The 22314-nt window shown below is 70.6% G+C and carries 18 protein-coding genes and 2 tRNA genes; 12 read left to right on the forward strand and 8 right to left on the reverse strand.

Going from position 1 to position 22314, the window contains the following annotated elements:
• The first annotated feature begins 56 nt into the window (after nt 1-56).
• Complete coding sequence (locus tag ACWBNA_RS03250) at nt 57-266, forward strand: hypothetical protein (RefSeq protein WP_482702066.1); 210 nt, start codon at nt 57-59, stop codon at nt 264-266.
• Between the two features lie 15 nt (nt 267-281).
• Here the strand turns inward: ACWBNA_RS03250 and ACWBNA_RS03255 are convergent, their stop codons facing one another.
• Both ACWBNA_RS03255 and ACWBNA_RS03260 read right to left on the reverse strand, forming a co-directional pair.
• Complete coding sequence (locus tag ACWBNA_RS03255) at nt 282-1673, reverse strand: ABC1 kinase family protein (RefSeq protein ID WP_482702067.1); 1392 nt, start codon at nt 1671-1673, stop codon at nt 282-284.
• Nucleotides 1666-2880, reverse strand: coding sequence for a TOMM precursor leader peptide-binding protein (locus ACWBNA_RS03260; protein ID WP_482702434.1), 1215 nt, complete (start codon nt 2878-2880; stop codon nt 1666-1668). The genes ACWBNA_RS03255 and ACWBNA_RS03260 overlap by 8 nt, the downstream gene beginning before the upstream one ends.
• Nucleotides 2881-3171: 291 nt before the next feature.
• On the opposite strand from ACWBNA_RS03260, the gene ACWBNA_RS03265 reads away from it, so the two are divergent.
• The 4 genes from ACWBNA_RS03265 to ACWBNA_RS03280 all read left to right on the forward strand — a co-directional run bounded on the left by ACWBNA_RS03265 (nt 3172) and on the right by ACWBNA_RS03280 (nt 6898).
• On the forward strand, nt 3172-3768 hold the full coding sequence (locus tag ACWBNA_RS03265; RefSeq protein ID WP_482702069.1) for a M48 metallopeptidase family protein: 597 nt from the start codon (nt 3172-3174) through the stop codon (nt 3766-3768).
• Between the two features lie 115 nt (nt 3769-3883).
• Complete coding sequence (locus ACWBNA_RS03270) at nt 3884-5458, forward strand: TerD family protein (protein ID WP_482702070.1); 1575 nt, start codon at nt 3884-3886, stop codon at nt 5456-5458.
• Nucleotides 5459-5463: 5 nt separating this feature from the next.
• Nucleotides 5464-6141: an AIM24 family protein gene (locus ACWBNA_RS03275; RefSeq protein ID WP_482702072.1), complete on the forward strand. Its 678-nt coding sequence runs from the start codon at nt 5464-5466 to the stop codon at nt 6139-6141.
• Between the two features lie 19 nt (nt 6142-6160).
• Nucleotides 6161-6898, forward strand: a complete 738-nt coding sequence (locus tag ACWBNA_RS03280) for an AIM24 family protein (protein WP_482702073.1) — start codon at nt 6161-6163, stop codon at nt 6896-6898.
• Between the two features lie 67 nt (nt 6899-6965).
• Here ACWBNA_RS03280 and ACWBNA_RS03285 read toward each other — a convergent pair whose 3' ends face one another.
• Together ACWBNA_RS03285 and ACWBNA_RS03290 are read right to left on the reverse strand one after the other, a co-directional pair.
• Nucleotides 6966-7487: an NUDIX hydrolase gene (locus tag ACWBNA_RS03285; protein WP_482702074.1), complete on the reverse strand. Its 522-nt coding sequence runs from the start codon at nt 7485-7487 to the stop codon at nt 6966-6968.
• Nucleotides 7484-8923: a zinc-dependent metalloprotease gene (locus ACWBNA_RS03290; protein ID WP_482702075.1), complete on the reverse strand. Its 1440-nt coding sequence runs from the start codon at nt 8921-8923 to the stop codon at nt 7484-7486. Before ACWBNA_RS03290 ends, ACWBNA_RS03285 begins: the two co-directional genes overlap by 4 nt.
• Before the next feature lie 190 nt (nt 8924-9113).
• On the opposite strand from ACWBNA_RS03290, the gene ACWBNA_RS03295 reads away from it, so the two are divergent.
• The 3 genes from ACWBNA_RS03295 (at nt 9114) to ACWBNA_RS03305 (ending at nt 12383) form a co-directional block, all read left to right on the forward strand.
• Nucleotides 9114-10226, forward strand: a complete 1113-nt coding sequence (locus tag ACWBNA_RS03295; RefSeq protein WP_482702077.1) for an SDR family oxidoreductase — start codon at nt 9114-9116, stop codon at nt 10224-10226.
• A gap of 251 nt (nt 10227-10477) precedes the next feature.
• The gene (locus tag ACWBNA_RS03300; protein WP_482702078.1) at nt 10478-10939 is read left to right on the forward strand and encodes a molybdenum cofactor biosynthesis protein MoaE; all 462 of its coding nucleotides are present in this window, start codon (nt 10478-10480) and stop codon (nt 10937-10939) included.
• Nucleotides 10940-11285: 346 nt separating this feature from the next.
• Nucleotides 11286-12383, forward strand: coding sequence for a YlbL family protein (locus ACWBNA_RS03305; RefSeq protein WP_482702079.1), 1098 nt, complete (start codon nt 11286-11288; stop codon nt 12381-12383).
• Between the two features lie 110 nt (nt 12384-12493).
• Here ACWBNA_RS03305 and ACWBNA_RS03310 read toward each other — a convergent pair whose 3' ends face one another.
• The gene (locus ACWBNA_RS03310) at nt 12494-13036 is read right to left on the reverse strand and encodes a PPA1309 family protein (RefSeq protein WP_482702081.1); all 543 of its coding nucleotides are present in this window, start codon (nt 13034-13036) and stop codon (nt 12494-12496) included.
• A gap of 163 nt (nt 13037-13199) precedes the next feature.
• Here ACWBNA_RS03310 and ACWBNA_RS03315 point away from each other — a divergent pair, with 163 nt between their 5' ends.
• From ACWBNA_RS03315 to ACWBNA_RS03330, 4 genes are all read left to right on the forward strand, one after another.
• Nucleotides 13200-16148, forward strand: coding sequence for a UPF0182 family membrane protein (locus ACWBNA_RS03315; RefSeq protein ID WP_482702436.1), 2949 nt, complete (start codon nt 13200-13202; stop codon nt 16146-16148).
• A gap of 43 nt (nt 16149-16191) precedes the next feature.
• Nucleotides 16192-16268, forward strand: a tRNA-Met gene (locus ACWBNA_RS03320).
• Nucleotides 16269-16495: 227 nt separating this feature from the next.
• Nucleotides 16496-18382, forward strand: a complete 1887-nt coding sequence (locus ACWBNA_RS03325) for a tetratricopeptide repeat protein (RefSeq protein ID WP_482702083.1) — start codon at nt 16496-16498, stop codon at nt 18380-18382.
• Nucleotides 18383-19375: 993 nt separating this feature from the next.
• Nucleotides 19376-19449: transfer RNA gene (locus ACWBNA_RS03330), tRNA-Met, on the forward strand.
• A 65-nt stretch (nt 19450-19514) separates the two neighbouring features.
• Here ACWBNA_RS03330 and ACWBNA_RS03335 read toward each other — a convergent pair.
• From ACWBNA_RS03335 to ACWBNA_RS03345, 3 genes are read right to left on the reverse strand one after another with little or no spacing between them, the layout of a single operon-like run.
• Entirely contained in the window at nt 19515-20660 is a 1146-nt protein-coding gene (locus tag ACWBNA_RS03335) for an ABC transporter substrate-binding protein (RefSeq protein ID WP_482702086.1), read from the reverse strand.
• The gene (locus ACWBNA_RS03340) at nt 20657-21517 is read right to left on the reverse strand and encodes an ABC transporter permease (protein ID WP_482702088.1); all 861 of its coding nucleotides are present in this window, start codon (nt 21515-21517) and stop codon (nt 20657-20659) included. The genes ACWBNA_RS03335 and ACWBNA_RS03340 overlap by 4 nt, the downstream gene beginning before the upstream one ends.
• Nucleotides 21514-22281, reverse strand: a complete 768-nt coding sequence (locus ACWBNA_RS03345) for an ABC transporter ATP-binding protein (RefSeq protein WP_482702090.1) — start codon at nt 22279-22281, stop codon at nt 21514-21516. Before ACWBNA_RS03345 ends, ACWBNA_RS03340 begins: the two co-directional genes overlap by 4 nt.
• Nucleotides 22282-22314: the final 33 nt, after the last annotated feature.

Raw genomic sequence — 22314 nt, forward strand, 5'->3', positions numbered from 1 at the left:
CCCCCGCGGTGCGTTGTGCCAGCCGATCCGCAGGTCACGGGGATATCGTCGGCAGGGTGACGAGTCTTCCCGGAGGCAGTGACGACGGCGGCTCCGCCAGGGAGTCCGAGGCCCTTGTGTGCGCCCGGTGCGGCATCGCGGCCCAGGCACCACAGCCCACCTGGATGTGCTCCCTGGAGAACGGCGTCCGCCAGTACTTCTGCGACGCCTGCTCCCGGGAGAACCTCAGGGCGATCGAGGGGCGGCTGGACTCGGCCTGGTGGTGAGACCTCCGAGGAACCTCACGCCTCCGCCGCCGGCTCCTCCTCAAGGCCTTCTTCCAAGTCCCCTTCCAGGCTCTCCGCCAGTACGAACCCGGGCAACCACTCCTCCAACTCCTCGCGCAGCCGCACCGTCGAGCCCAGCTGGCACAGCACGCCGATCGTGCTCAACGTCACCCGGTGGATGAGGAGATACGCCGGAGGCAGGTTGAGCTGCTTGCCCAACTGGTAGGCGGGGGAGCGCGGGTCACCGATCCGGGTCGCCTGGCTGCGCATCCAGCCGCGGGTGAAGGTGAACTCCTCGACTTGGGCCGGTTCGATGATCGGCAGGAGGTAGTCGAGGACGGCGTCAGGGTCCAGCTCTATGGACTCCTTGACGAAGCCTTCGGCACACAGGAGTTCGTAGACGGCGTCCGCCTCACCGTCGAGCGTCATCCGCAGGGAGTTGCCGATCGTGGCCGGCAGGCCGCCCGGAAGACGGTCGACCGTGCCGAAGTCCAGGACGCCCAGGCGCCAGTCGTCCTCGCCGTCCGGGCCGCCGGGCACGAGGCGGAAGTTGCCCGGATGCGGGTCGGCGTGCAGTAGCCCGGTGCGGGCTGGGCCGGAGAAGAGGAAGCGGGCCAGGAGCTGGCCGGCCCGGTCACGCTGCTCCTGGGTGCCGTCGGTGATCACCTCCGACAGCGGGACGCCGTCCATCCATTCCGTGATCAGTACCTGGTCGCACTGGTGGACCACATCGGGCACCACGACGTCCGGGTCTCCGGCGAACTCCTCGGCATGCGCGTGCTGGGCCTGCGCCTCCAGGCCGTAATCCAGTTCCTCGGAGACGCGGTCCCTGAGCTCCGAGATCAGCGGCTTGATGTCCACGCCCGGGATGAGAGGGCCCAGCAGTCGGGCGAAACGACTCAATTGGTTCAGGTCGGACAGCAGTGCCTCGCCCGCCCCCGGGTACTGCACCTTGACGGCCACCTCACGGCCGTCGCTCCACACCCCGCGGTGCACCTGGCCGATCGAGGCGGCCGCCGAGGGCTTGTCCTCGAACTCGAGGAACAGCTCCTGCCAGTTCTCGCCGAGCCGCTCCTGAAGCACCGCGTGCACGGTGCGTGTCGGCATCGGAGGCGCCGCCTCCTGGAGTTTCGTCAGTGCCGCGCGGTAGGGGCCGGCGATCTCCTCGGGGAGCGCCGACTCGAAGACGGACAGGGCCTGGCCGAACTTCATCGCCCCGCCCTTGAGCTCGCCGAGCACCTTGAACAGCTGTTCGGCCGTGCGCTGTTGCAGCTCGCGGCCGACCAGTTCGGCGGACTCGCCGACGATCCGCTTGCCCAGTCCCCAGGTCGCCCGTCCGGCGAAACCGAGCGGCAGCGCGGCGAGCTTGGCGGTACGGGTGACCGCCTTGCGGGGAAGATCAGACATGCGCCCTCCAGGTCCCAGCCAGCCGCGCCGCGTGGGTCGTGCGGCGTAACTCCTTCGTCGGTTGTTGCTCCGCCATTGTCTCGTGCGACTCCGCTTCCTTGGGTGTGTGTTCCCCCTTACCTTTCTCCGCCGCCCCGCACGGACATGCGGGGTGCCCCCAGACCGGCCGCGCATGCCATTGGAGGGTGGGCAGCGAGACCTCCCAGCGTGCGCCCACGCTCGACGGGACCTGGCCGTCCAAAAAGGCCAGGGCGTGCGCGGCGGCAAGGCCGGCGACGGTCGCGGCCAGCGCCAGATCGCAGGACCGCACCTTGCGCGGTGTACCGGAGCGCCACTGCGCGACCAGACGGGGCCAGGTCTGGTCACGGTCCATGCGCGCCTCGTGCAGACAGCCGGCGCAGCCCGTCTCACCCGGCAGCACGAACGGGCCGACCACGCCGGTCGCCTCCACCACGCCGACGTACAGATGGGGTGTGCCGGAGGTGATCAGAGGGTCGGCGGCGGACGGGAGGGGCGCGTGCACGTCGACGTCGTCCCGTGGGGCGAAAATCACCAGGGACAGGCCGGGATCGTCGCCCTCGGAAGGCGTGCGGGTGCTGCGGCGCGGTGGGCGGTCCGGCGCGGTCCGTCGTACGGCTCGTCGCGCCGCCTCCTCCCTGCGGTCGCCGACGGACTCGCCGGGCAGTCCGCCCGGAGCGACGTCGCCAGGCTCGACCGAGCCGACGTCGCGCACCTCGACCTCGCCGACCCCGGCGCCCGACAGCAGTGAGGCGAGGGTCACTCCCACCCGGCCGGCACCCCTGACCTGGACGCGCAGGGAGCGGCGGGCGGCCAGGCGCCTGATCGCCTCGCCCGGTGCGGACGTGGTCAGCGAGAGCGAGGCCAGGTCGGGACGCAGCCGGTCGAGCACCTCGCTCTTGCCGCGCAGCGTCTCGGCGTCCGGCCCGCCACCCTTCGCGTCGTCGACGAGTCCGGCCCGCGACAGCCGCTCCACCAGGGCGTCGACATGCCCGTCCGGCAGGTCCATCCGACGGCCCTCCTCCCGCAGGAGCGGCAGCCCGCGCGTGCCGTTGAGCAGGTCGAGGAAGCTGCCCGTCGCCGTGTCCATGGGCCCCAGCGTCATCGCGTGCGCCGGGGTCATCCCGAACTGCACGGTGTTGAGATCCCGCCAGCCGCGCCGGAGCGCGGGCTTCACGAGCGGAACCAGCGGAAGCGTCGAAACCGGCGGAACCACCGGATGCGGATCCAGCGACTGCATAACAGGCCCCCCGTAGCCTCGTAGCCCTCGTAGAACATCCCTGCCCGCCGGTGGAGGTCGGTCGCAGCTCCGCCGGTGGTGCCAGCATGCCCGGGCCCGCCGCCGGGTGCCGAAAGTTGTCCACAGGCGGTGGATATTCGTCGTACAAGTCAGTCGTATGAATCAAACGCATGTGGGGGATCGGAAGCGAACCGCCCCGGAGTCGGGACTTCCCGCGTGTGCAGCGGGTAACGTCGGGGCGTGCCCGCCGACCCACTGCACCGCGCCGGAACACCACAGCGCAGTACGACGAGCCTGCCGCCGAGCGGCTCGGGGGCGAGCGCGATCGAGGTACGCAGGAGTTCCCGTCGACGCCGGACGGTCTCCGCGTACCGCGAGGGCGATCGCACCGTGGTGCTCATCCCTGCCCGGATGTCCGAGGCCGAGGAGCAGCGCTGGGTGAGCGTCATGCTCGACAAGCTGGCCGCCCAGGAGAGCAAGCGAGTCCTCGGTGATGCCGAGCTGGCCGAGCGGGCCCAGCGCCTGTCGGCCCAGTACTTCGAGGACCGGGCCCGGCCGAACTCGGTGCGCTGGGTCACCAACCAGAACACCCGCTGGGGCTCGTGCACCCCCTCCGAGGGCAGCATCCGTCTGTCGCACCGCCTGCAGGGCATGCCCGAGTACGTCGTCGACTACGTCCTTCTCCACGAGCTCGCGCATCTGCTGGTGCCCGGACATGGGCCCCGTTTCTGGCGGCTGCTGGAGGCGTATCCGCGCACCGAACGGGCCCGGGGGTATCTCGAAGGAGTCGTCGCCGCCGAGCGGTTGCCGCACCTGCCGGGCGCGCGCGGAGAGTGACGGCGGACCCGCGCGGGATTTTGTACCGGATCTGTACCGGGATCCTCCGGTGTCCGAGTTTGCCGTTAGCCTGTCGCGACGTACTTGCATTCGGGATGGGGGACGGTCGTTACGCATGGCCAGGGAATTCCAACGCGGCCACAAGGCCAAGATCAGTGACCTCACCGCGGGCACCGATCTGTACGTGGGTGTACAGATCTCCGGCCCCGGGCTGACCTTCGACATCAGCTGCTTCGGTCTCGACGCCGACGAACGGCTCTCGGACGACCGGTACTTCGTCTTCTTCAACCAGCCGAAGTCCCCCGAGGAATCCATTCAGCTGCTGGGCGCGCAGGCGGGCGACACGGAGGCCTTCCGGGTCACCCTCGACAAGATCCCGCCGCAGATCCACAAGCTCTCGTTCACGGCGACGATCGACGGCGCCGGGCAGATGTCGCAGATCGCCCCGGGATACGTCCGTATCGTCGCCGGCGGCGAGGAGGTGGCCCGGTACTCCTTCGACGGCAGCGAGTTCTCCACGGAACGTGCCGTCATGCTGGGCGACCTCTATCTCAAGGACGTGTGGCGGTTCGCCGCGGTCGGCCAGGGCTTCGACGGCGGCCTCGACGCGCTGCTGAAGAACTTCGGCGGAGAGGTCGCCGAGGAGGAGCCCGCGCCCGCCGCCCCCGCGCAGACCCAGGCACCGGCCTTCGCACCTCCGCAGCAGGCCGCCGCGCCACCGGCGCCTCCCGCCCCGGCCCCCGCGCCCGACTTCGGAACCCCCGCACCGGCGGCCCCGTCCCTCCACTCGGCTCCGACGATCGCAGGGAACACTCCGCCCGCCGGTTTCGGTACTCCGCCCGGCGTCCCGCCGCAGGCGCCTCCCGCGCCGACGAGCCCACAGATGTTCTCGCCTCCCGGGGCACCCGCCGGTCAGTTCTCGCCTCCGGGCGCACCCGCCGGTCAGTTCTCGCCTCCGGGCGCACCCGCCGCCTTCCCGGGCCAGGCCCAGCCCTTCGGCGGCGCCACGACGCTGGCGCCGGTGCCGCCCGAGGCGAACGTGCGCGTCGTCCTGACGAAGTACGCGGAGGCCCCCGTAGGGGACCGCTGGACGGAGCAGAACCCGCAGCTCGTGCGGGCCACGCTCACCAAGGGCGCGCCGATCCTCGCCAAGCAGGGCAGCATGGTCGCCTACCAGGGCGACATCGACTTCGCCCACAAGGGCTCCGGGCTGCTCGGCAAGCTCACCGGAGCCCTCACCGGCCAGGGCATGTCCTTGATGCGCTGCGCCGGCGACGGCGAGGTGTTCCTCGCCGACGAGGCCAGCCGGGTGTTCGTCATCCGCCTCCAGGGGGAGCAGCTCTACACCAGCGCGCAGGGTGTGCTGGCCTTCGACGAGGCCCTGGACACCGAGGTGCGCCGCATCGAGGGTGCGGGGCTGCCGGGCGGCGGCCTGTTCAGCATGCTCTTCTCGGGGACCGGAGCGGTCGCCGTGAAGACACGCGGCGTGCCGGTCGTCATCCCCGTGGGCCCGGCCACCTACGTCGACGGCAACGCCGTCATCGCCTGGTCCGCCGGTGCGCAGGCCGTCACGACGACCGCGCTCAGGCTGCGCCGCTCGGGTTACTCCCGGCAGACCACGGAGGCCGTGAACCTCCAGTTCCGCGGCGCCCCCGGCAACTTCGTCGTCGTACAGCCCTTCGAGGTGTGAGGCCCATGGACACCCAGACTCTCAGCGCGCACCGCGCCGCTTCGACCGGCGTCCGCATGAGCGTGCACAGCTCCAAGACGCTCAAGGTCACCATGGCCACCGGCCACGATCTGCTGGCCAAGGCCGGCTCGATGATCGCGTACGAGGGCTATGTGCAGTTCGACGGGGCGCCGGCCAGCCTGCGCCGTTCGGCGGAGGAGATGGTCAGCGGCGAGGGCGGCCGGCTGATGCTCTGCCGCGGTGACGGCGACCTCTATCTCGCCGACTACGGCGGCGACGTCCTCGTCCTCCACCTGAACGGCGAGGCCCTCTCGGTCAACGGCGCCACCCTGCTGGCCTGCGACGCCTCGCTGGAACTGACCATCGAGCCGGTCAAGGGGCTCGCCAAGCTGTCCGGCTCGGGCCTGACCAACCTGGTCATCCGGGGCACCGGCTGGGTCGCGCTGGTCAGCCGGGGCATTCCGATGGCTCTGGACTGCGCCGAACGGGAGACGTACGTCGACCCGGACGCGCTGATCGCCTGGACGACCGGCCTGGACATGAAGGCGCGCCGCACGGTCAAGGCGAGCGCCCTCATCGGCCGGGGCAGTGGCGAGGCCTTCCAGATCGGCTTCAAGGGACAGGGCTTCGTGGTCGTCCAGCCGAGCGAGGACACCGGCGACCGATTCAAGATCCGGGGCTGAAGGGAGCACCACGCACATCATGCACAGCACACTCTTCGCACACGTCCCGGTGGAGTCCACCGGCCGCTACACCCTGCAGAACCCGCAGCTCCTCAAGACCGACGTCACCCAGGGCAGCAGCGCCGTGCTCGCCCGCCAGGGCGCCATGGTGGCCTTCGAGGGGCAGGTGGAGTTCGACAGCCAGTACCGCAACCGCAGCTGGCGCAACGTCGAGCGGATGACGGGCGAGCGCCTGGAACTGATGCGCTGCAAGGGCAACGGCATCGTGTACCTCGCCAACCTCGCCCAGCACCTGCACATCATGGAGGTCGGCCGCGGCCTGACCGTCGACAGTTCCTACGTCCTCGCCTTCGACGGCTCTTTGGGCGTCGGCATCGTCGCGGTCGACAGTGCCGTGGAGATCGCGTCGGCGGGTGCCTACAACCTGGAACTGACCGGCTCCGGACAGGTCGTCCTCATGACCTCCGGCGAGCCGCTGGTGATGGAGGTGACCCCGGAGAAGAACGTCTGCTGCGACGCGGACGCCGTGGTCGCCTGGTCCACGTCCCTGCGGACCCAGCTCCAGGCCCCCACCTCCACGTCCGCCGTGTGGCGCCGCAAGGGCTCGACCGGCGAGGGCTGGGAGATGCAGTTCTCCGGCACGGGACACGTCCTGGTGCAGCCCAGTGAGCTGCTGCCGCCGCAGCATCTGCGCAACTCGGGGATGCTCGGCCAGTTCAACATGCGGGGGAACTCCCTCGGGGGCAGCAACGCCTGAGCCCCCGGCACCGCCCGGGAGGCAAACGTAAGGGGCGACCACCATGGTGGTCGCCCCTTACACACGTTCAGAGCCTGGCGCGGGTCGCCTCGAGCAGTCGTACGACCGACTCGTCCGCCACGGCCGCCACCTCGTCGTATCCGAACCAGCGCACGTCGAGCGACTCGTCGCTCACCGAGTGCGCCGCGCCGGGCGGGGCCACGACCGCGTACTGGACGTCGAAGTGGAAGTGGCACGGCGGCGGGATCGGATGCCGGTCCAGGCGCACCGGACCGCCCGGAAGGAGCGTCAGCCCCTCGACGCCGGACTCCTCCGTGGCCTCACGCAGGGCGGCCGCCCCCAGCGAGGCGTCCTGCGGCTCGCAGTGGCCGCCCGTCTGGAGCCACATGCGCAGCTTCCGGTGGAGGGTGAGCAGCACCCGCCCGCGTTCCGGGTCGATCACCAGGGCGCTTGCCGTGAGGTGACCGGCCCGGCATGCCTTCCACATGCCGTCCGGGTGTGCCGCGAGGTGGTCCAGGTAGGCCTGGCTCAGCTCTTGCTGGTCCTCGTAGCCCTTCAGTACGAGGACCGCGTCGTCGTACAGGCTCACTCGGTGTCGTCGCCCTTGTCCGCGTCCTTGGAGTGGTCCTTCTTCTTGAGGTCGGGCTTGTCGGCCGCCTCGCCGAGCATCTTGTCCAGCTCGGAGAAGTCCAGCTGCTCGCGGTGCACGAAGCCGTCCGGGTCGTCCAGGTCGGAGGCCGTGGGCAGCATGTCCGGGTGGGCCCACAGGGCGTCCCGGCCGTCCACACCGCGCGCGTCGGTGAGCGAGGCCCACAGACGTGAGGCGTCACGCAGGCGACGGGGGCGCAGCTCCAGGCCGATCAGCGTGGCGAACGTCTGCTCGGCCGGGCCGCCCGAGGCGCGACGGCGACGCAGGGTCTCGCGCAGCGCGTCCGCGGACGACAGGCGCGGCTTCGCGGCCGCGTGGACCACCGCGTCCACCCAGCCCTCGACGAGCGCCAGGGCCGTCTCCAGACGGGCCAGGGCGGCCTTCTGCTCGGGCGTGTCCTCCGGCTGGAACATGCCCTGCTGCAGGGCGTCCTGCAGCTGCTCGGGGTTCTGCGGGTCGAACTGACCGACCACGTCCTCCAGCTTGGCGGTGTCGACCTTGATCCCGCGCGCGTAGCCGTCGACCGCGCCGTACAGGTGCGAGCGCAGCCACGGTACGTGCGCGAAGAGGCGCTGGTGGGCGGCTTCCCGCAGGGCGAGATACAGCCGCACCTCCTCCTTCGGCACGCCGAGGTCCTTGCCGAAACCCTCGATGTTCACCGGCAGCAGCGCGGCCTTGCCGGCCGGACCGAGGGGCAGGCCGATGTCGGTGGAACCGAAGACCTCGCCCGCGAGGACGCCGACGGCCTGCCCGATCTGCGTGCCGAACATGGCGCCACCCATCGAGCGCATCATGCCGATCAGCGGGCCCGCCATGGCCTGCATCTCCTCCGGCAGGACGTCGCCCATGGCCGCGCCGACGCGCTCGGCGACCGGGTCCACGAGCTCCTTCCACGCGGGCAGGGTCGCCTCGACCCACTCCGCGCGGCTCCACGCCACCGCGGAGCCCGCGCCGGACGGCAGGGACGTCGCGTCGTCGAGCCACAGGTCGGCGAGCCGGACGGCCTCCTCGACCGCGGTGCGCTCGGCCGGGCCGACGCTCGCGTCCTTGGTGCCTTCCGCCGTGCCCTGGGAGACCGTCTGGCGGGCGATCTGCTTGGCCATGTCCCAGTTCACCGGGCCGCCCTCGTACGAGAGCATCTGGCCCAGCTGCTGGAAGGCGGCGCCCAGGTCGGTGGGGTTCAGCGAACCGAACATGGCGGCGAGGGGATTGTCCGCACCGGGGCCGCCAAAGCCTCCGGCACCGGGCAGCCCGCCGAAACCGAACGGGTTGGCCGGCCCCTGACCACCACCGCTCTCCTGGTCCTTCTTCTTGCCCTCGTCGCCGTCGTCCGGCTCCTCCGGCGGAAGGCCGAATCCGAATGGGGTGTCACTCACGGGATTCCTCGGCTGGTAAGGCCGTCGGTTGTCCGACGGCACGGCTGCCCGATAACACCACCCAGCGTAGACACCATGGGCGCTTCGGGCCTCGGTGCTTCGCCGACTCTCGGCCTGCGGCAGGATGGATGCCACCTGGTACGTACGCGTCACGCGCGTCCGTACTGAAGACAACCGCTGGAGACGCCCGGTGAGTTCCCCAGATCCGCAGGTTCGCGCAGCGCGAAACCACTCAACCACGTCCGGTGTGCGCGGGCCCGTCGTCGCGGTCACCGGTGCCGCGTCCGGCGTCGGCGCACTGCTCACCGAGCGGCTCGCCGCGTCGGACGAGATCAAGCAGGTCATCGCCATCGACGAGCGGCGCGGCGAGTGCGCGGCGGCACAGTGGCACATCCTCGATGTGCGGGATCCGGCCATCGCGGAGAAGCTGCGCGGCGCCGACGTGGTCGTGCATCTGGCCCTCGACCTGGACCTGGAGACCGACGCGGCCGCCCGTACGGCCTACAACGTAAGAGGGACACAGACCGTGCTCACGGCTGCCGCGGCGGCCGGGGTGCACCGGGTCGTGCTGTGCACGTCGGCCATGGTCTACGGCGCCCTGCCGGACAACGAGCTGCCGCTCTCCGAGGACGCGGAACTGCGGGCCACGGCGGAGGCGACCGGGGTCGGGGACCTGCTGGAGATCGAGCGGCTCGGGCGGCGCGCCCCGCGGGCGCACCCGGGGCTCAACGTCACCGTGGTCCGGCCGGCCGTGCTGGTGGGGGAGACGGACACCGCCCTGACCAGGTACTTCGAGTCTCCTCGGCTGCTGGTCGTGGCCGGCTCGCGGCCCGCTTGGCAGTTCTGTCACGTCGAGGATCTGTGCAGCGCTCTGGAGTACGCCGCCCTGGAGAAGGTCGACGGGGAACTCTCGGTCGGATGCGACGGCTGGCTGGAGCAGGAGGAGGTCGAGGAGCTCAGCGGGATCCGGCGGATGGAGCTGCCGTCCGCCGTCGCTCTGGGAGCGGCGGCCCGGCTGCACCGGATCGGGCTGACGCCGTCTCCGGCGGGCGACCTGGCGTACACGATGTACCCCTGGGTGGTGAGCGGGAGCCGGCTGCACGACGCGGGATGGCGGCCGCGGTGGACCAATGAGGAAGTGCTCGCGGAACTCCTGGAGGAGGTCTCCGGACGGCACACCGTGGCCGGGCGGCGGCTCGGGCGCAAGGACGCGACGGCGGCGGGCGCCGCGGGGGCGACGGTGGCTCTGCTGGGCGCGGCGGCGGTGGTGCGGCGGGCTCGCAAGGCTCGCCGGCGGATCTGAGGCGTGCGGGGAGTGTCCTCGTGAGGTGCGCGGCGTGCGGGCCGAGCGGGGGTGGGTCGCGCAGCCCGGCGCCGACGGGGTGCCGCCTGCGCCCACCCGTGCCACCCTGCGGCACGACTGCCCGCAGGTCGACGGGGGCCATCTGCCGACGGGAGCGGTACGTCGCCTGTAGGAGACTCCGAACCCGCACGCGTGCGTGCCGGGCGATGACGCTATTCCCCGTGTTCCGCGGCGTGCGGCACGATGGGGGCATGGCACCCACACAGGACCACCCCGGTGAGCAGGCCGCACAGGATCCCATCAAGCTCCTTGCCATCCGGGAGACGCCTCTCTCCCTGGACGAGGTGTTCCGGGCCGTCGGGGACGATGCCGCGGGCGGGACCGCGCTGTTCGTCGGGACGGTGCGCAATCACGACGAGGGCGCCGATGTCGACGCGCTCGGCTATTCGTGCCACCCCAGTGCCGAGGCCGAGATGCGGCGGATCGCCGAGAAGGTCGTCGCCGAGTACCCGGTGCGGGCCCTGGCCGCGGTGCATCGGATCGGGGACCTCGGGGTCGGCGATCTCGCCGTCGTGGTCGCCGTGTCGTGCCCTCACCGTGGTGAGGCCTTCGAGGCCTGCCGCAAGCTGATCGACGACCTCAAGCACGAGGTGCCCATCTGGAAGCACCAGAAGTTCTCCGACGGCACCGAGGAGTGGGTCGGCGCCTGCTGATCCCGCCTCACCGCCTGTGACGAACTGTCCGGTTGCGTAACCGCACCCCTGGCGTGAGCGTTGTCAGTGCGGACGGTTAATCTGCTGATCAGTCAGTTGCGGTCACTCATCGGGGTTGGGAGGACGGCATGGCGGCGCTCGCCTGGTTGTTGATTCCGCTTGTGGCTGCGGTCGGCGCCGGTCTCTGGGGCGGTTGGGCCACTCGGACCAGAAAGGTGCGCGGTGACGGTCCCGAACTCGACGGGTACGCCCGTTTCCGTGCCGCCATGGAGAAGCCCCGGTCCGGCACGTGACCCGGGCGCGGCCCTGACGGTGCGCTGACAGAGGCGTCCCGTACTGTCGTGCCATGCCACGCCGCACCGCGACGATGCTCGCCTCCACCCTGATGCTGATCGCGCTCCTGTGCGCGGGAGTCTTCATCAACGTCCCGTACGCGGAGATGTCACCGGGTCCGACGGTGAACACACTCGGGGACCACGACGGCGAGCCGGTGCTGCAGATCTCGGGGCGCAAGACGTACGCGACGAGCGGGCATCTGAACATGACCACCGTCCGGGTCACGAGCGCGGACTACAAGATGAACCTCGTCGAGGCCGTCTACGGATGGCTCGCGCACGACAACAAGGTCGTGCCGCACGACACGCTCTACCCGGACGGCAAGACGGAGGAGCAGTCCACCCAGGAGAACGCCGAGGAGTTCAGCCAGTCCCAGGAGAGCGCCAAGGTCGCCGCCCTGGAGCAGCTGGACGTGCCGGTGCAGTCCTGGGTGATCGTCTCGACCGTCGTCAAGGACTCCCCGGCCGAGGGCAGACTGCACGCCGGTGACGTGATCAAGGCCGTCGACGGCACGGCGGTGAAGGAGCCCGACGACGTCGCGAAACTGGTCACCAAGCACAAGCCCGGCCAGGACGTCGTCTTCACCATCGTGCCCGCCAAGGAACAGGCCGCCGCCGAGAAGGCGAACAGGACGGCGACCAGGACCGAGGACATCACCATCACGACGAAGACGTCCGACGACGCCGGCGACAAGCGCGCCATCGTCGGGATCTCGGCGGGGACGGACCACACGTTCCCGTTCACCATCGACATCAAGCTCGCAGACGTGGGCGGGCCGAGCGCCGGGCTGATGTTCGCGCTCGGGATCTACGACAAGCTCACCCCGGGCAGTCTCACCGGCGGCAAGTTCGTGGCCGGTACCGGGACGATCGACGACGACGGCAAGGTCGGCCCGATCGGCGGCATCGAGATGAAGACCGTCGGCGCACGCAGCAGGGGCGCCCAGTACTTCCTCACGCCCGCCGACAACTGCGCGGCCGCCGCGAGCGACACCCCCGAGGGACTCACCCTCGTCAAGGTGAAGACCATCCACGACGCCCTCGGCGCCCTCAAGGACATCCGCTCCGGCGACACCGACGACCTGCCGAAGTGCACGACCAAGGGCTGACGGGTTCGGTCTCGTACGCGGCTGGGGGCGCCCTTCAAGAAGAAGGGCGCCCCCATCGCCGTACCGGAGGCGATCGCCGTTACCGGAAGACGATCGCCGTAGCGAAGACCTCAGTCCTCGAACGTCGCCGACAGCGCCTCGGCAAGGCCCGGCACCAGGTCGCCGCCTGTGAGGACCTCCGTCGGGGAGTCCTTCTCGCGCAGTCGCAGGGCCGAGTCGCGTGCGCCGTCCCGCAGGACGGCGACCGTCATGCGGACCTCCTGACGGTCCGGATGCTCGGCCACCCACCGGGCGAGCTTCTTGTCGCTCAGCCCCTCCGGGACCGACGCCTCCGCCGACGGCGGCAGCATCAGGCGCTCCACCGTGAGCGCGCAGCCGACCACGGCGTCGGGCCAGGCGATCGTGCCGAGGAACTCGTCGAGCGGTTTGCCCGCGGGGATCTCCTCCTGCTCGATGGGGGTGAGGCCGGTGGTCTGCTGCTCCGCGTCGAGGCCGAGCTGGGCCGCGAGGGCGGGTTCCTGGGTTCGCAGCCGGGCGGTGTCTACGAGGGCGAAGAGGCGGGCGGGCTGGTCCCAGCCGAGGCCGGAGGCGTACTCGTCGATCTCGAGAACGGCCCGGGTCAGCGGGCTCGCCGCCATGGGGGTGTTGGACATGGTCACAATCCTCTCTCGTTCAGGGCCGGAATCGGGAACCGAGTAAAGCGTGAGTAAGTTGCATAGGTGGGGGCCTACGATCACGAGGCCCACGGACGGCCCGTGATCACGCGGGTCTGACAGACCAACAGCGAACTTCGAGGTGCGCACCTTGGCTTTCCAGATGCCGGACCGCGGCGGAGGCCCGACGGGGCCACGGATCAGAGTGGGCCGCCCGTCCCGGCGTGTCCGGACCCTGCTCATGACATTGGGCGTGCTTGCCGTGCTCGGCATGGCGTTCACCATGTTCGCCGGGTTCTGGACGGACTGGCTCTGGTACCGGTCGGTGAACTACTCGTCCGTGTTCACGACCACCCTGTGGACCAAGATCGGACTCTTCTTCGTCTTCGGTCTGCTGATGGCCCTGGCGGTCGGTCTCAACATCTGGCTGGCCCACCGGCTGCGCCCGCCGCTGAGCGCCATGTCGATGGAGCAGCAGAGCCTCGACCGCTACCGCATGGGCATCGCGCCGTACAAGCGGTGGCTGCTCATCGGGATCACCGCCCTGGTGGGCCTCATCGCCGGCGCCTCGGCATCAAGCCAGTGGCGGACCTGGCTGATGTGGGTCAACGGCGTGCCCTTCAACCAGAAGGACCCGCAGTTCCACCTCGACGTCTCCTTCTACGCCTTCGACCTGCCCTGGTACCGGTTCCTGCTCGGCTTCGGCTTCGCCGCCGCGATCCTCTCCGTGATCGCCGCCGCGCTCACCCACTACCTGTACGGCGGGCTCAGGGTCACCTCCCCCGGCGCGCGTGCCACGGCCGCCGCGACCGGGCACCTGTCGGTGCTGCTGGGCGTCTTCGTCGCCCTGAAGGCGGTCGCGTACTGGCTGGACCGCTACGGACTGGCCGTGAAGTCCAGCGACTTCAAGGCCACCGACAGCTGGACCGGCCTCAGGTACGTGGACGCCAACGCGTACCTGCCGGCCAAGACGATCCTGTTCTGCATCGCCGTCATCTGCGCCGTGCTGTTCTTCGCCACCCTGTGGCGGCGGACCTGGCAGCTGCCGGTGATCGGCTTCGGTCTGATGGTCCTCTCCGCCATCCTCATCGGCGGCCTGTACCCGGCGATCGTCCAGAAGTTCCAGGTCCAGCCCAACGAGCAGGCCAAGGAAGCGCCGTACGTCGAGAAGAACCTCAAGGCGACGCGTGACGCGTACGGCATCGACGACACCAAGGTCACCGAGTACGCGGGCAAGTCCACCACCACGGACAAGACCAAGCTGCGTGACGACGTCGACAGCACGGCCAGCATCCGTGTCATGGACCCGAACGTCGTCTCGCCGACGTTCCAGCAGCTCCAGCAGATGCGTAACTACTACGCGTTCCCGACCAACCTGGACGTCGACCGCTACAGCAAGGACGGCAAGGACCAGGACACGGTCATCGGTCTGCGTGAGCTGAACCTCAACGGCATTCCGAAGAACAACTGGATCAACGACCACTTCCGTTACACCCACGGCTACGGCGTGGTCGCCGCCAAGGGCACCACGGCCGACGCCGAGGGCCGTCCGGTCTTCACCGAGTCCGACCTGCCGTCCAAGGGCGACCTCGGGACGTACCAGCAGCGGATCTACTACGGCGAGAAGACCACCACGTACTCGATCGTCGGCGGTCCCCAGAAGGAGATCGACTACTCCGACGACAGCGGCGAGAAGACGTTCAGCTACACGGACGCCAGCGGGGTCAACCTCTCCAACCCGGTCAACCGGGCCGCCTACGCGGTGGCGTTCAGCGAGCCGCAGATCCTGTACTCCGGAGCCATCGGCGAAGGGTCGCGGATTCTGTACAACCGCACGCCCAAGCAGCGCGTGGAGGCGGTGGCCCCCTGGCTGACCATCGACGGTGACGCCTATCCGGCGGTCGTGGACGGCAAGATCCAGTGGATCGTCGACGCGTACACGACGACGAACGGCTACCCGTACTCCTCGCGTACGACCCTCGGTGACACGACGGCCGACTCGCTCACCGCGACGAACAACTCGCGCGCGGTGGTGGCCCAGCAGAACCAGGTCAACTACATCCGCAACTCGGTGAAGGCGACCGTCGACGCGTACACCGGTCAGGTCAAGCTCTACCAGTGGGACACCCAGGACCCGGTCCTGAAGACCTGGATGAAGGCCTTCCCGGGCACGGTGAAGTCCAAGGGCGACATCTCCGAGTCGCTGATGGCTCATCTCCGGTACCCGCAGGACCTGTTCAAGGTCCAGCGTGAGCTGCTCAGCCGCTACCACGTCGAGGACGCGGACACGTTCCTCAGCGGCAGCGAGGTGTGGCAGGTGCCGGACGACCCGACGAACAAGTCGGGTGACGCGGTGCCGCCGTACTACCTGAGCATGAGAATGCCCGACCAGCCGGCGCAGGCGTTCTCGCTGACGACCACCTTCACGCCCAACGGGCGGGACAACCTCAGTGCGTTCATGGCGGTCGACGCGGAAGCGGGCACTCCCGACTACGGCAAGATCAGAATCCTGAAACTGCCGACCAGTACGACCGTCAACGGGCCCAAACAGGTGCAGAGCCAGTTCAACTCCGAACAGGACATCGCCGAGTCCATCAGACTTCTGCAGGGCGGCGACTCCGACGTGGAGTACGGCAACCTGCTGACGGTGCCACTCGACGGAGGACTGCTCTACGTGGAGCCGGTCTACGTACGCGGTGGTGGACTCAAGTACCCGCTGCTGCGCAAGGTGTTGGTGACCTACGGAGGCAACACCGCCTTCGAGGACACCCTCGACGAAGCCCTCAACAAGGTCTTCGGAGCGCAGGGTCCGACCACCGAGCCACCGGACGAGGGTGAGAACGACGGCGGCACGACCACACCACCGCCGACATCCAGCAACCCGACGGTCCAAGCCGCGTTGGACGACGCGCAGAAGGCCTTCGACGCCGGCCAGGAAGCCCTGAAGAAGGGTGACTGGGAGGCGTACGGCCGGGCCCAGAAGGACCTGGAAGACGCACTGCAGCGGGCCGAGGACGCGCAGGCCGCGGCCGACAAGACGGGTGGTGGCAGCACCAGCAAGCCCCGTCCCAGCGGCAGTCCGAGCCCGAGCGGCAGTCCAGACAGCGGCTGATCAAAAGCCCACCCCGCGCCGTGATACGGTTGCAGAACAACGGCGCGGGGTGGAGCAGCTCGGTAGCTCGCTGGGCTCATAACCCAGAGGTCGCAGGTTCAAATCCTGTCCCCGCTACCAAAGGCCGACGATGAGAGTCGTAGGCCAACGAAGGCCCGGATCCTGAAAAGGATCCGGGCCTTCGTGATGTGCGAACGCATGTGCCGACACGAGGGACGGCCGTGCCGCCGTGGGGAGTTGGGCGGTTCGTGTTTGACTTGTCTCTCTGTGGGCATGTCGACAAAACGCTGAAGTGACCTCACTGGCTGCGGTATACCAGGTGTACCCAGGTTGCAGGTGGTGCGACGATGGACGTTATGGGGGACAAGGCAACTCTGTTCGAGACAGGGCGTTTTGTGCAACCTTCCGGGCGGGACGAGGCCGGGGAGGTGGTCGAGGGTGTCGCCGAGGACGCGGCCGAAGAGATCCGTCGGCGGATCGCCGCCGAAGCCGGTGACGTCGAGGCGATGAGCGTCCTCGGGGCCATGCTGCTGCGCCGCGGTGATCTCGACGGAGCCGAGCCCCATCTGCGTGCCGCCACCGCGGGCGGGGACCGGGCCGCCGCCAACAACCTGGGGGTTCTCCTCCACCAGCGTGGGTACGCCGACGACGCCGCCGGATGGTGGCGGATCGCCGCCGTCGCCGGGTCCGCCGCGGCGGCGCACGCGCTGGGCCGCCACCACCGGGAGCGGGGCGACGAGCCGGCCGCGGAGTACTGGCTGCGCCAGTCCGCCGAACAGGGGCACGCGCTGGGCGCGTACGCCCTCGCCGACCTGCTGGAGCATCGCGGGGACGCCGGAGCCGAGCTGTGGATGCGGTCCGCCGCCGAGCGGGGGCACCGGGAGGCCGCCTACCGGCTGGCCCGGGCGCTTGATCGCAAGGCGATGGGTGAGGGGGACGCCGGGGGTGGCGACGGTGCCTCCGGTGTTTCGGGTGCCTCCGGTGCCTCCGGTGCATCCGGTGCGACCGGTACCTCCGGTGCTTCTGCGACGGAAGAGGCCGAGCAGTGGTACCGGCAGGCCGCCGCGCGCGGGCACCGGCGGGCCGCGCTGCACCTCGGGGCGATCCTGGAGAGGCGCGGCGAGCTCAAGGAGGCCGGCCGCTGGTATCTGACCTCCGCCAAGGACGGTGAGGCGCGGGCCGCCTGCGCGCTCGGGTTCCTGCTGCGGGACGCCGGGGACACCGAGAGCGCCGCCGTGTGGTGGCTGCGGGCCGCGCAGGACGGCGACGGCAACGCGGCCAACGCGCTGGGAGCGCTGCACGCCGAGCGCGGCGAGCCGCAGACCGCCGAGCGGTGGTACCGGGCGGCGATGGACGCGGGTGACGACAACGGGGCGTACAACCTCGCCCTGCTCTGCGCCGAGCAGGGGCGCACCGCGCAGGCCGAGCAGTGGTACCGGCGGGCCGCGTACGCCGGTCACCGCGAGGCGGCCAACGCACTGGCCATCCTGCTGCTGCAGGGCGGGGACGCGACGGGAGCGGAGCCGTGGTTCTCCAAGGCCGCGGAGGCCGGGAGCGTCGACGCCGCGTTCAACCTGGGGATCCTGTTCGCCGGGCGGGGCGAGGACGCTGTCGCGCTGCGGTGGTACGAGCGGGCGGCGGACGCCGGGCATACGGAAGCGGCGCTTCAGGTCGGGATCGCGCGGTTGCGGGACGGGGACGAGCGGGAGGCCGAGCGGTACCTGCGGTGTGCGGCGGGGGGTGGCAGCGCCGAGGCGGCGTACCGGCTGGCCACCGTGCTGGACGCGCGGCGGCCGCCGGTGCCTTCCCATGAGCTCGGCGAGACGGTGCACGAGAAGAGCGAGTGCGAGGAGTGGTACGAGCGGGCGGCTTCGCTCGGGCATCGGCGGGCGCAGGTGCGGGTCGGGATGCTGGCCGCGGCTCGGGGGGACGTGGTGGAGGCCGCGCGGTGGTACCGGGAGGCCGCCGAGGCCGGGTCTCGTAATGGCGCGTTCAATCTGGGGCTGCTGCTGGCTCGGGAGGGGAGCGAGCCGGAGGCCGCGGTGTGGTGGACCCGGGCGGCTGATGCCGGGCATGGGCGGGCCGCGTTGCGGCTGGCGCTCGTCTACGCGCGTCGGGGGGAGCTGGCGGAGGGGCAGCGGTGGGCTGACCGGGCGGTGGTGCTTGGGCCGGGGGAGGTTGCGGAGCGGGCGGCACGGTTGCGGGACGCGTTGCGGCAGGAACTGTCGGCGTGACGCTGCGCTGAGCCGGGGCGGGGTTTGTGGTGCCGGGGCTGTGGTGGGCGCGGGGTTGTTCTCGCCCCCGCCGCCCCTACCCGTCCCATCCCCAGGGGCTCCGCCCACTTCGACCCCGCCAGGGGGCTCCGCCCCCTGAACCCCGGCGGGGACTGCGTCCCCTGCACCCCTGAACCCCGGCGGGGACTGCGTCCCCTGCACCCCTGGCTCCGGCGGGGACTGTGTCTGCTGCACCCCTGGGCTCCGGAGGGACGCGTTCCCTGCGCCCCTGGGCTCCGGCGGGGACTGTGTCCCCTGCACCCCTGGGCTCCGGCGGGACGCTTTCCCTGCACCCCTGGGCTCCGGCGGGACCTGTGTCCCCTGCACCCCTGGGCTCCGGCGGGACGCGTTCCTGCACCCCTGGCTGGGCTGTGTCCTCTGGCCCCAGGGGGACTGCGTCCCCTGGACTCCGCGGTGGGCGGCGCCCCCTGCACCCCTGGTGGGCCTGCGGTCCTTGCAGGGCCCCGGCGGGACCGCGTCCCCTGTGCGCCTAAGGCCTCGGCGCGGGCCGCGCCCTCTGCAGTCCTGGTTGGGCTGCGCCCCGTGCGCCCCTGGTTGGGCGGCGGTCCTTGCAGGGCCCCGGCGGGGGACCGCGCCTCTGGACGCCGGCGCGGGCTGCGCCTCCCGCACTCCTGGCTGGGCTGCGTCCCTTGGGCCCGGGCGGGGGCTGCGTCCCCTGGATTCTGGCGTGGGCTGTGCCTCCTGCACCCTTGGATGGGCTGCGCCCGCTCGGTCCCGCAGGGGCTGCTTCTCTCGCCCCGTCCGGGTTCTCCGTCCCCAGGTGCCGGTGAAGGCTGCTTTCGTGGGGCTTCGGCCGGGGTGGTGTTCCGGGGCGGGTCCTCGGGCGTCGGGCGGGCCGTAGGGGTGGGTGCGGGGGGTGTGACCTGCGCCGATGGGGGGTGGATAATCGATTTGCCTCTGTTGGCTCTCTTGACGTAGTGTTCCATTCATCGACGCGGGGTGGAGCAGCTCGGTAGCTCGCTGGGCTCATAACCCAGAGGTCGCAGGTTCAAATCCTGTCCCCGCTACTGAAGGCCGAGGGCCGGAATCCAGAAATGGGTTCCGGCCCTCGGTGTTTGGCGGGAGCGACGGGTCAGGGGCGGTGGCCCACCGCCTCCTCGTACAGGGTTCTGGTCACCGTTCTCGACTCCGGTAGGGGGTCTCCTTCGGTCACGCCCTGGGCTCGGTACGCGGACTGGAGGCGGTCCGTGGTGCCGGTGCGGATCTCCCAGTCCATGCGGAGGGACGGGGTGGACCTGAGGATCGCCTCGTCGGCCTTCAGGAGCTTGGCCAGGTAGGAGACGAAGGCGGCGTCCCGCTTGTAGTCGGACGTGAAGTACGTGTTGATCGTGCGGACGTAGGCCCGCAGCAGGGCCACCCCCGCGTCCACGTCGTCGTTCAGCAGGCTCGGGCCGTACAGCATGCCGCCGAGGGGCTCGCCCCGCGGTTGACCGCCGAGGAAGGCGTATCCGGGTTCGCCGTCGACCTTGCGCCAGACCGGGTCGAGGAGCCAGGCGGAGTCGACGCCTCCGTTCTGGAGGGCGGTGAGGACGTCGGCCGAGCCCAGTTGCGCGTACTGGATCCTGTCGAGGCCGCCGCCGTGCTTCTCCAGCGCCTTCTCCATGGGGTACGCGATCACGGAACCCTTGCCGATCATCGTGCCCAGCCTGCGGCCGGCCATGGCCACCCGGTCAGGGCTCTCGCCCTTCTTGAGGCGCACCCACAGGCCGCTCTTCGACTGCGGGTCGGGCGAGAAGTTGCCCGCGACCCACCTGATGCCGAAGCCACCCCGGATGCCGTTCATGACGGCCGCCTCCGGCGCCGCCCACTGCGCGTCGATGTCCCCCTTGGCCAGGAGGGGGAGCGCGTCTGGCGTGGGCAGCACCTTCAGGGTGACGTCCAGGCCTTCCTTCTTGAACTCACCTTTTTCCAGGGCCACTTGGAGGGGTGCCACGTACTCGGCGCTCAGCGTCCCCGTCGCGATCGTCAGCTTGCGGGGCTTGGTGAGGGGCCGCGGGGGAGGGGCGCCAGGTTGGCAGCGGGCCGGTGAGCGGTTCGGGGAGAGGTCGGCGGGGTCGGTCCAGGAGGTGTCGCCGCATCCCTCCACCGGGCGGATCGTGCGGTCGCCCGCGCCCGCCTTCGGTTCGGAGCCCGACTCGTACGGCGACGAGCAGCCCGCCGACGCCAGCAGCGCGGCGGCGACGACCACGGCGGCGTACGCACGTCCACGTCCCCTCATGACTGCCCTCGTCCGCGGTCCCGGGGTGCCCACGGCGTGAGCAACCGCCCCACGATCCGTACCAACTCGGAGAACACGACGCCCAGTACGGCCACACAGACGATGCCGACGAACATCACGTCGTTCTGGAAGAGCGCGCGCGAGTCGAAGATCAGGTGGCCCAGGCCGTTCGTGGCGGCGATCTGCTCCGAGGCGACGATCACCAGGACGGCCACGCCCGCCGCTATCCGCGCGCCCACCAGGACGGACGGCAACGAGGCCGGCAGCAGTACGTGGCGGAACATCTGCCACGGGGAGGCACCGAAGACCCGGCCCGCGTCGCGGTGGCCGGTGGGGACGGTGATCACCGCCGACATGGTCGAGATCCATACGAAGAAGAAGACCGTCGTCGCCACCAGGGCCACCTGCGGGCCCTCGCCCAGGCCGAACATGTTCAGGAAGACCGGGAGCAGGGCCAGTTTGGGGACGACGTACAGGGCGTCCAGCAGGGGTTCGAGGGCCGCTCGGACGAGGGAGAGGGAGCCCATCAGGAGGCCCAGCGCGTAGCCCGCCGCGGTGCCGAGCGCGTAGCCGGCCAGGACACGCTGGAGCGTGGCCCACACGTCCGGCCACAGGTCTCCGGCCGCCGCCCGGTCCCAGCCGTCGGCGAGGATCGTGGACGGGGCCGGGTAGACGCGGTCGTCGATCCAGGCCTGGGTGGCGGCCAGTTGCCAGAGGAGGATCAGCAGCAGCGGGACGGCCGCGGCGAGCGACAGTTCCAGGGCACGCCTACGGCGGTGGGTGCGTACGGGGTGGAGTTCCCGGGGGCCTGGGCGGCGCACGAGGACCGAGGTCCGGTCGGGGGTGGTCGTCGTCATGCCGGCAGCGCCTCCTTCCGCAGGAGGTCCCACAGATCGCTCTTGAGGGAGGTGAACTCGGGCGTGGAACGGATGTCGCCGGTGCGCGGTCGCGGGAACGGAGGGCGGTGTTCGGCGATGATCCTGCCGGGGCGGGCGGACATCACCAGGACGCGGTCGCCGAGGACGATCGCCTCCTCCAGGCTGTGCGTGATGAAGAGGGTGGTGGTGTGGGTGGTTTGGGTCAGCTCCAGCAGCTCCTCCTGGAGGATCATGCGGAGTTGGGCGTCGAGGGCTGCGAACGGCTCATCCATGAGGAGGAGTTCGGGCTCGACCGCGAGCGCGCGGGCTATCGCCACTCGCTGGCGCATGCCGCCGGACAGGGCCGCCGGGTAGGCGTGCGCGAAGTCGGCGAGGCCCATGCGGGTCAGCCACTCGTCGGCGCGGGTGTTCGCCTCATGGCGCGGGACGCGCTGGATGTCCAGGCCGAAGCGGACGTTCGCGCGGACCGTCTTCCAGTCGTAGATGCCGTAGTCCTGGAAGATCATGGCGGCTGGGCGGGGACTGGACGTGCGGATCTCCAGGCGGCCGGTGCTCGGGCGGAGCAGGCCCGCCGCGATGCGCAGGAGCGTGGACTTGCCGCAGCCCGACGGGCCCACGAGGCAGACGAACTCGCCGGGGGCGACGGCGAGGTCGACGGGGCCGAGGGCGTCGACGGCGTGGGGCGCGCGGCCGAAGATGCGGGTCAGTTCGGTGGCGTGGAGTTTTGGGTGCGGATCTCCCACGGTTGCTCCTTGCGGAGTTCGGTACGGGGCGGG

It is taken from the genome of Streptomyces sp. Q2, from assembly GCF_056820935.1.

Bases quoted from the DNA above. Each gene is read 5' to 3' on its own strand.
- ACWBNA_RS03255 (WP_482702067.1), bottom strand. From the start codon at position 1,673: ATGTCTGATCTTCCCCGCAAGGCGGTCACCCGTACCGCCAAGCTCGCC.
- ACWBNA_RS03270 (WP_482702070.1), top strand. From the start codon at position 3,884: ATGGCCAGGGAATTCCAACGCGGCCACAAGGCCAAGATCAGTGACCTC.
- ACWBNA_RS03275 (WP_482702072.1), top strand. From the start codon at position 5,464: ATGGACACCCAGACTCTCAGCGCGCACCGCGCCGCTTCGACCGGCGTC.
- ACWBNA_RS03280 (WP_482702073.1), top strand. From the start codon at position 6,161: ATGCACAGCACACTCTTCGCACACGTCCCGGTGGAGTCCACCGGCCGC.
- ACWBNA_RS03300 (WP_482702078.1), top strand. From the start codon at position 10,478: ATGGCACCCACACAGGACCACCCCGGTGAGCAGGCCGCACAGGATCCC.
- ACWBNA_RS03305 (WP_482702079.1), top strand. From the start codon at position 11,286: ATGCCACGCCGCACCGCGACGATGCTCGCCTCCACCCTGATGCTGATC.
- ACWBNA_RS03310 (WP_482702081.1), bottom strand. From the start codon at position 13,036: ATGTCCAACACCCCCATGGCGGCGAGCCCGCTGACCCGGGCCGTTCTC.
- ACWBNA_RS03315 (WP_482702436.1), top strand. From the start codon at position 13,200: ATGCCGGACCGCGGCGGAGGCCCGACGGGGCCACGGATCAGAGTGGGC.
- ACWBNA_RS03325 (WP_482702083.1), top strand. From the start codon at position 16,496: ATGGACGTTATGGGGGACAAGGCAACTCTGTTCGAGACAGGGCGTTTT.
- ACWBNA_RS03335 (WP_482702086.1), bottom strand. From the start codon at position 20,660: ATGAGGGGACGTGGACGTGCGTACGCCGCCGTGGTCGTCGCCGCCGCG.
- ACWBNA_RS03340 (WP_482702088.1), bottom strand. From the start codon at position 21,517: ATGACGACGACCACCCCCGACCGGACCTCGGTCCTCGTGCGCCGCCCA.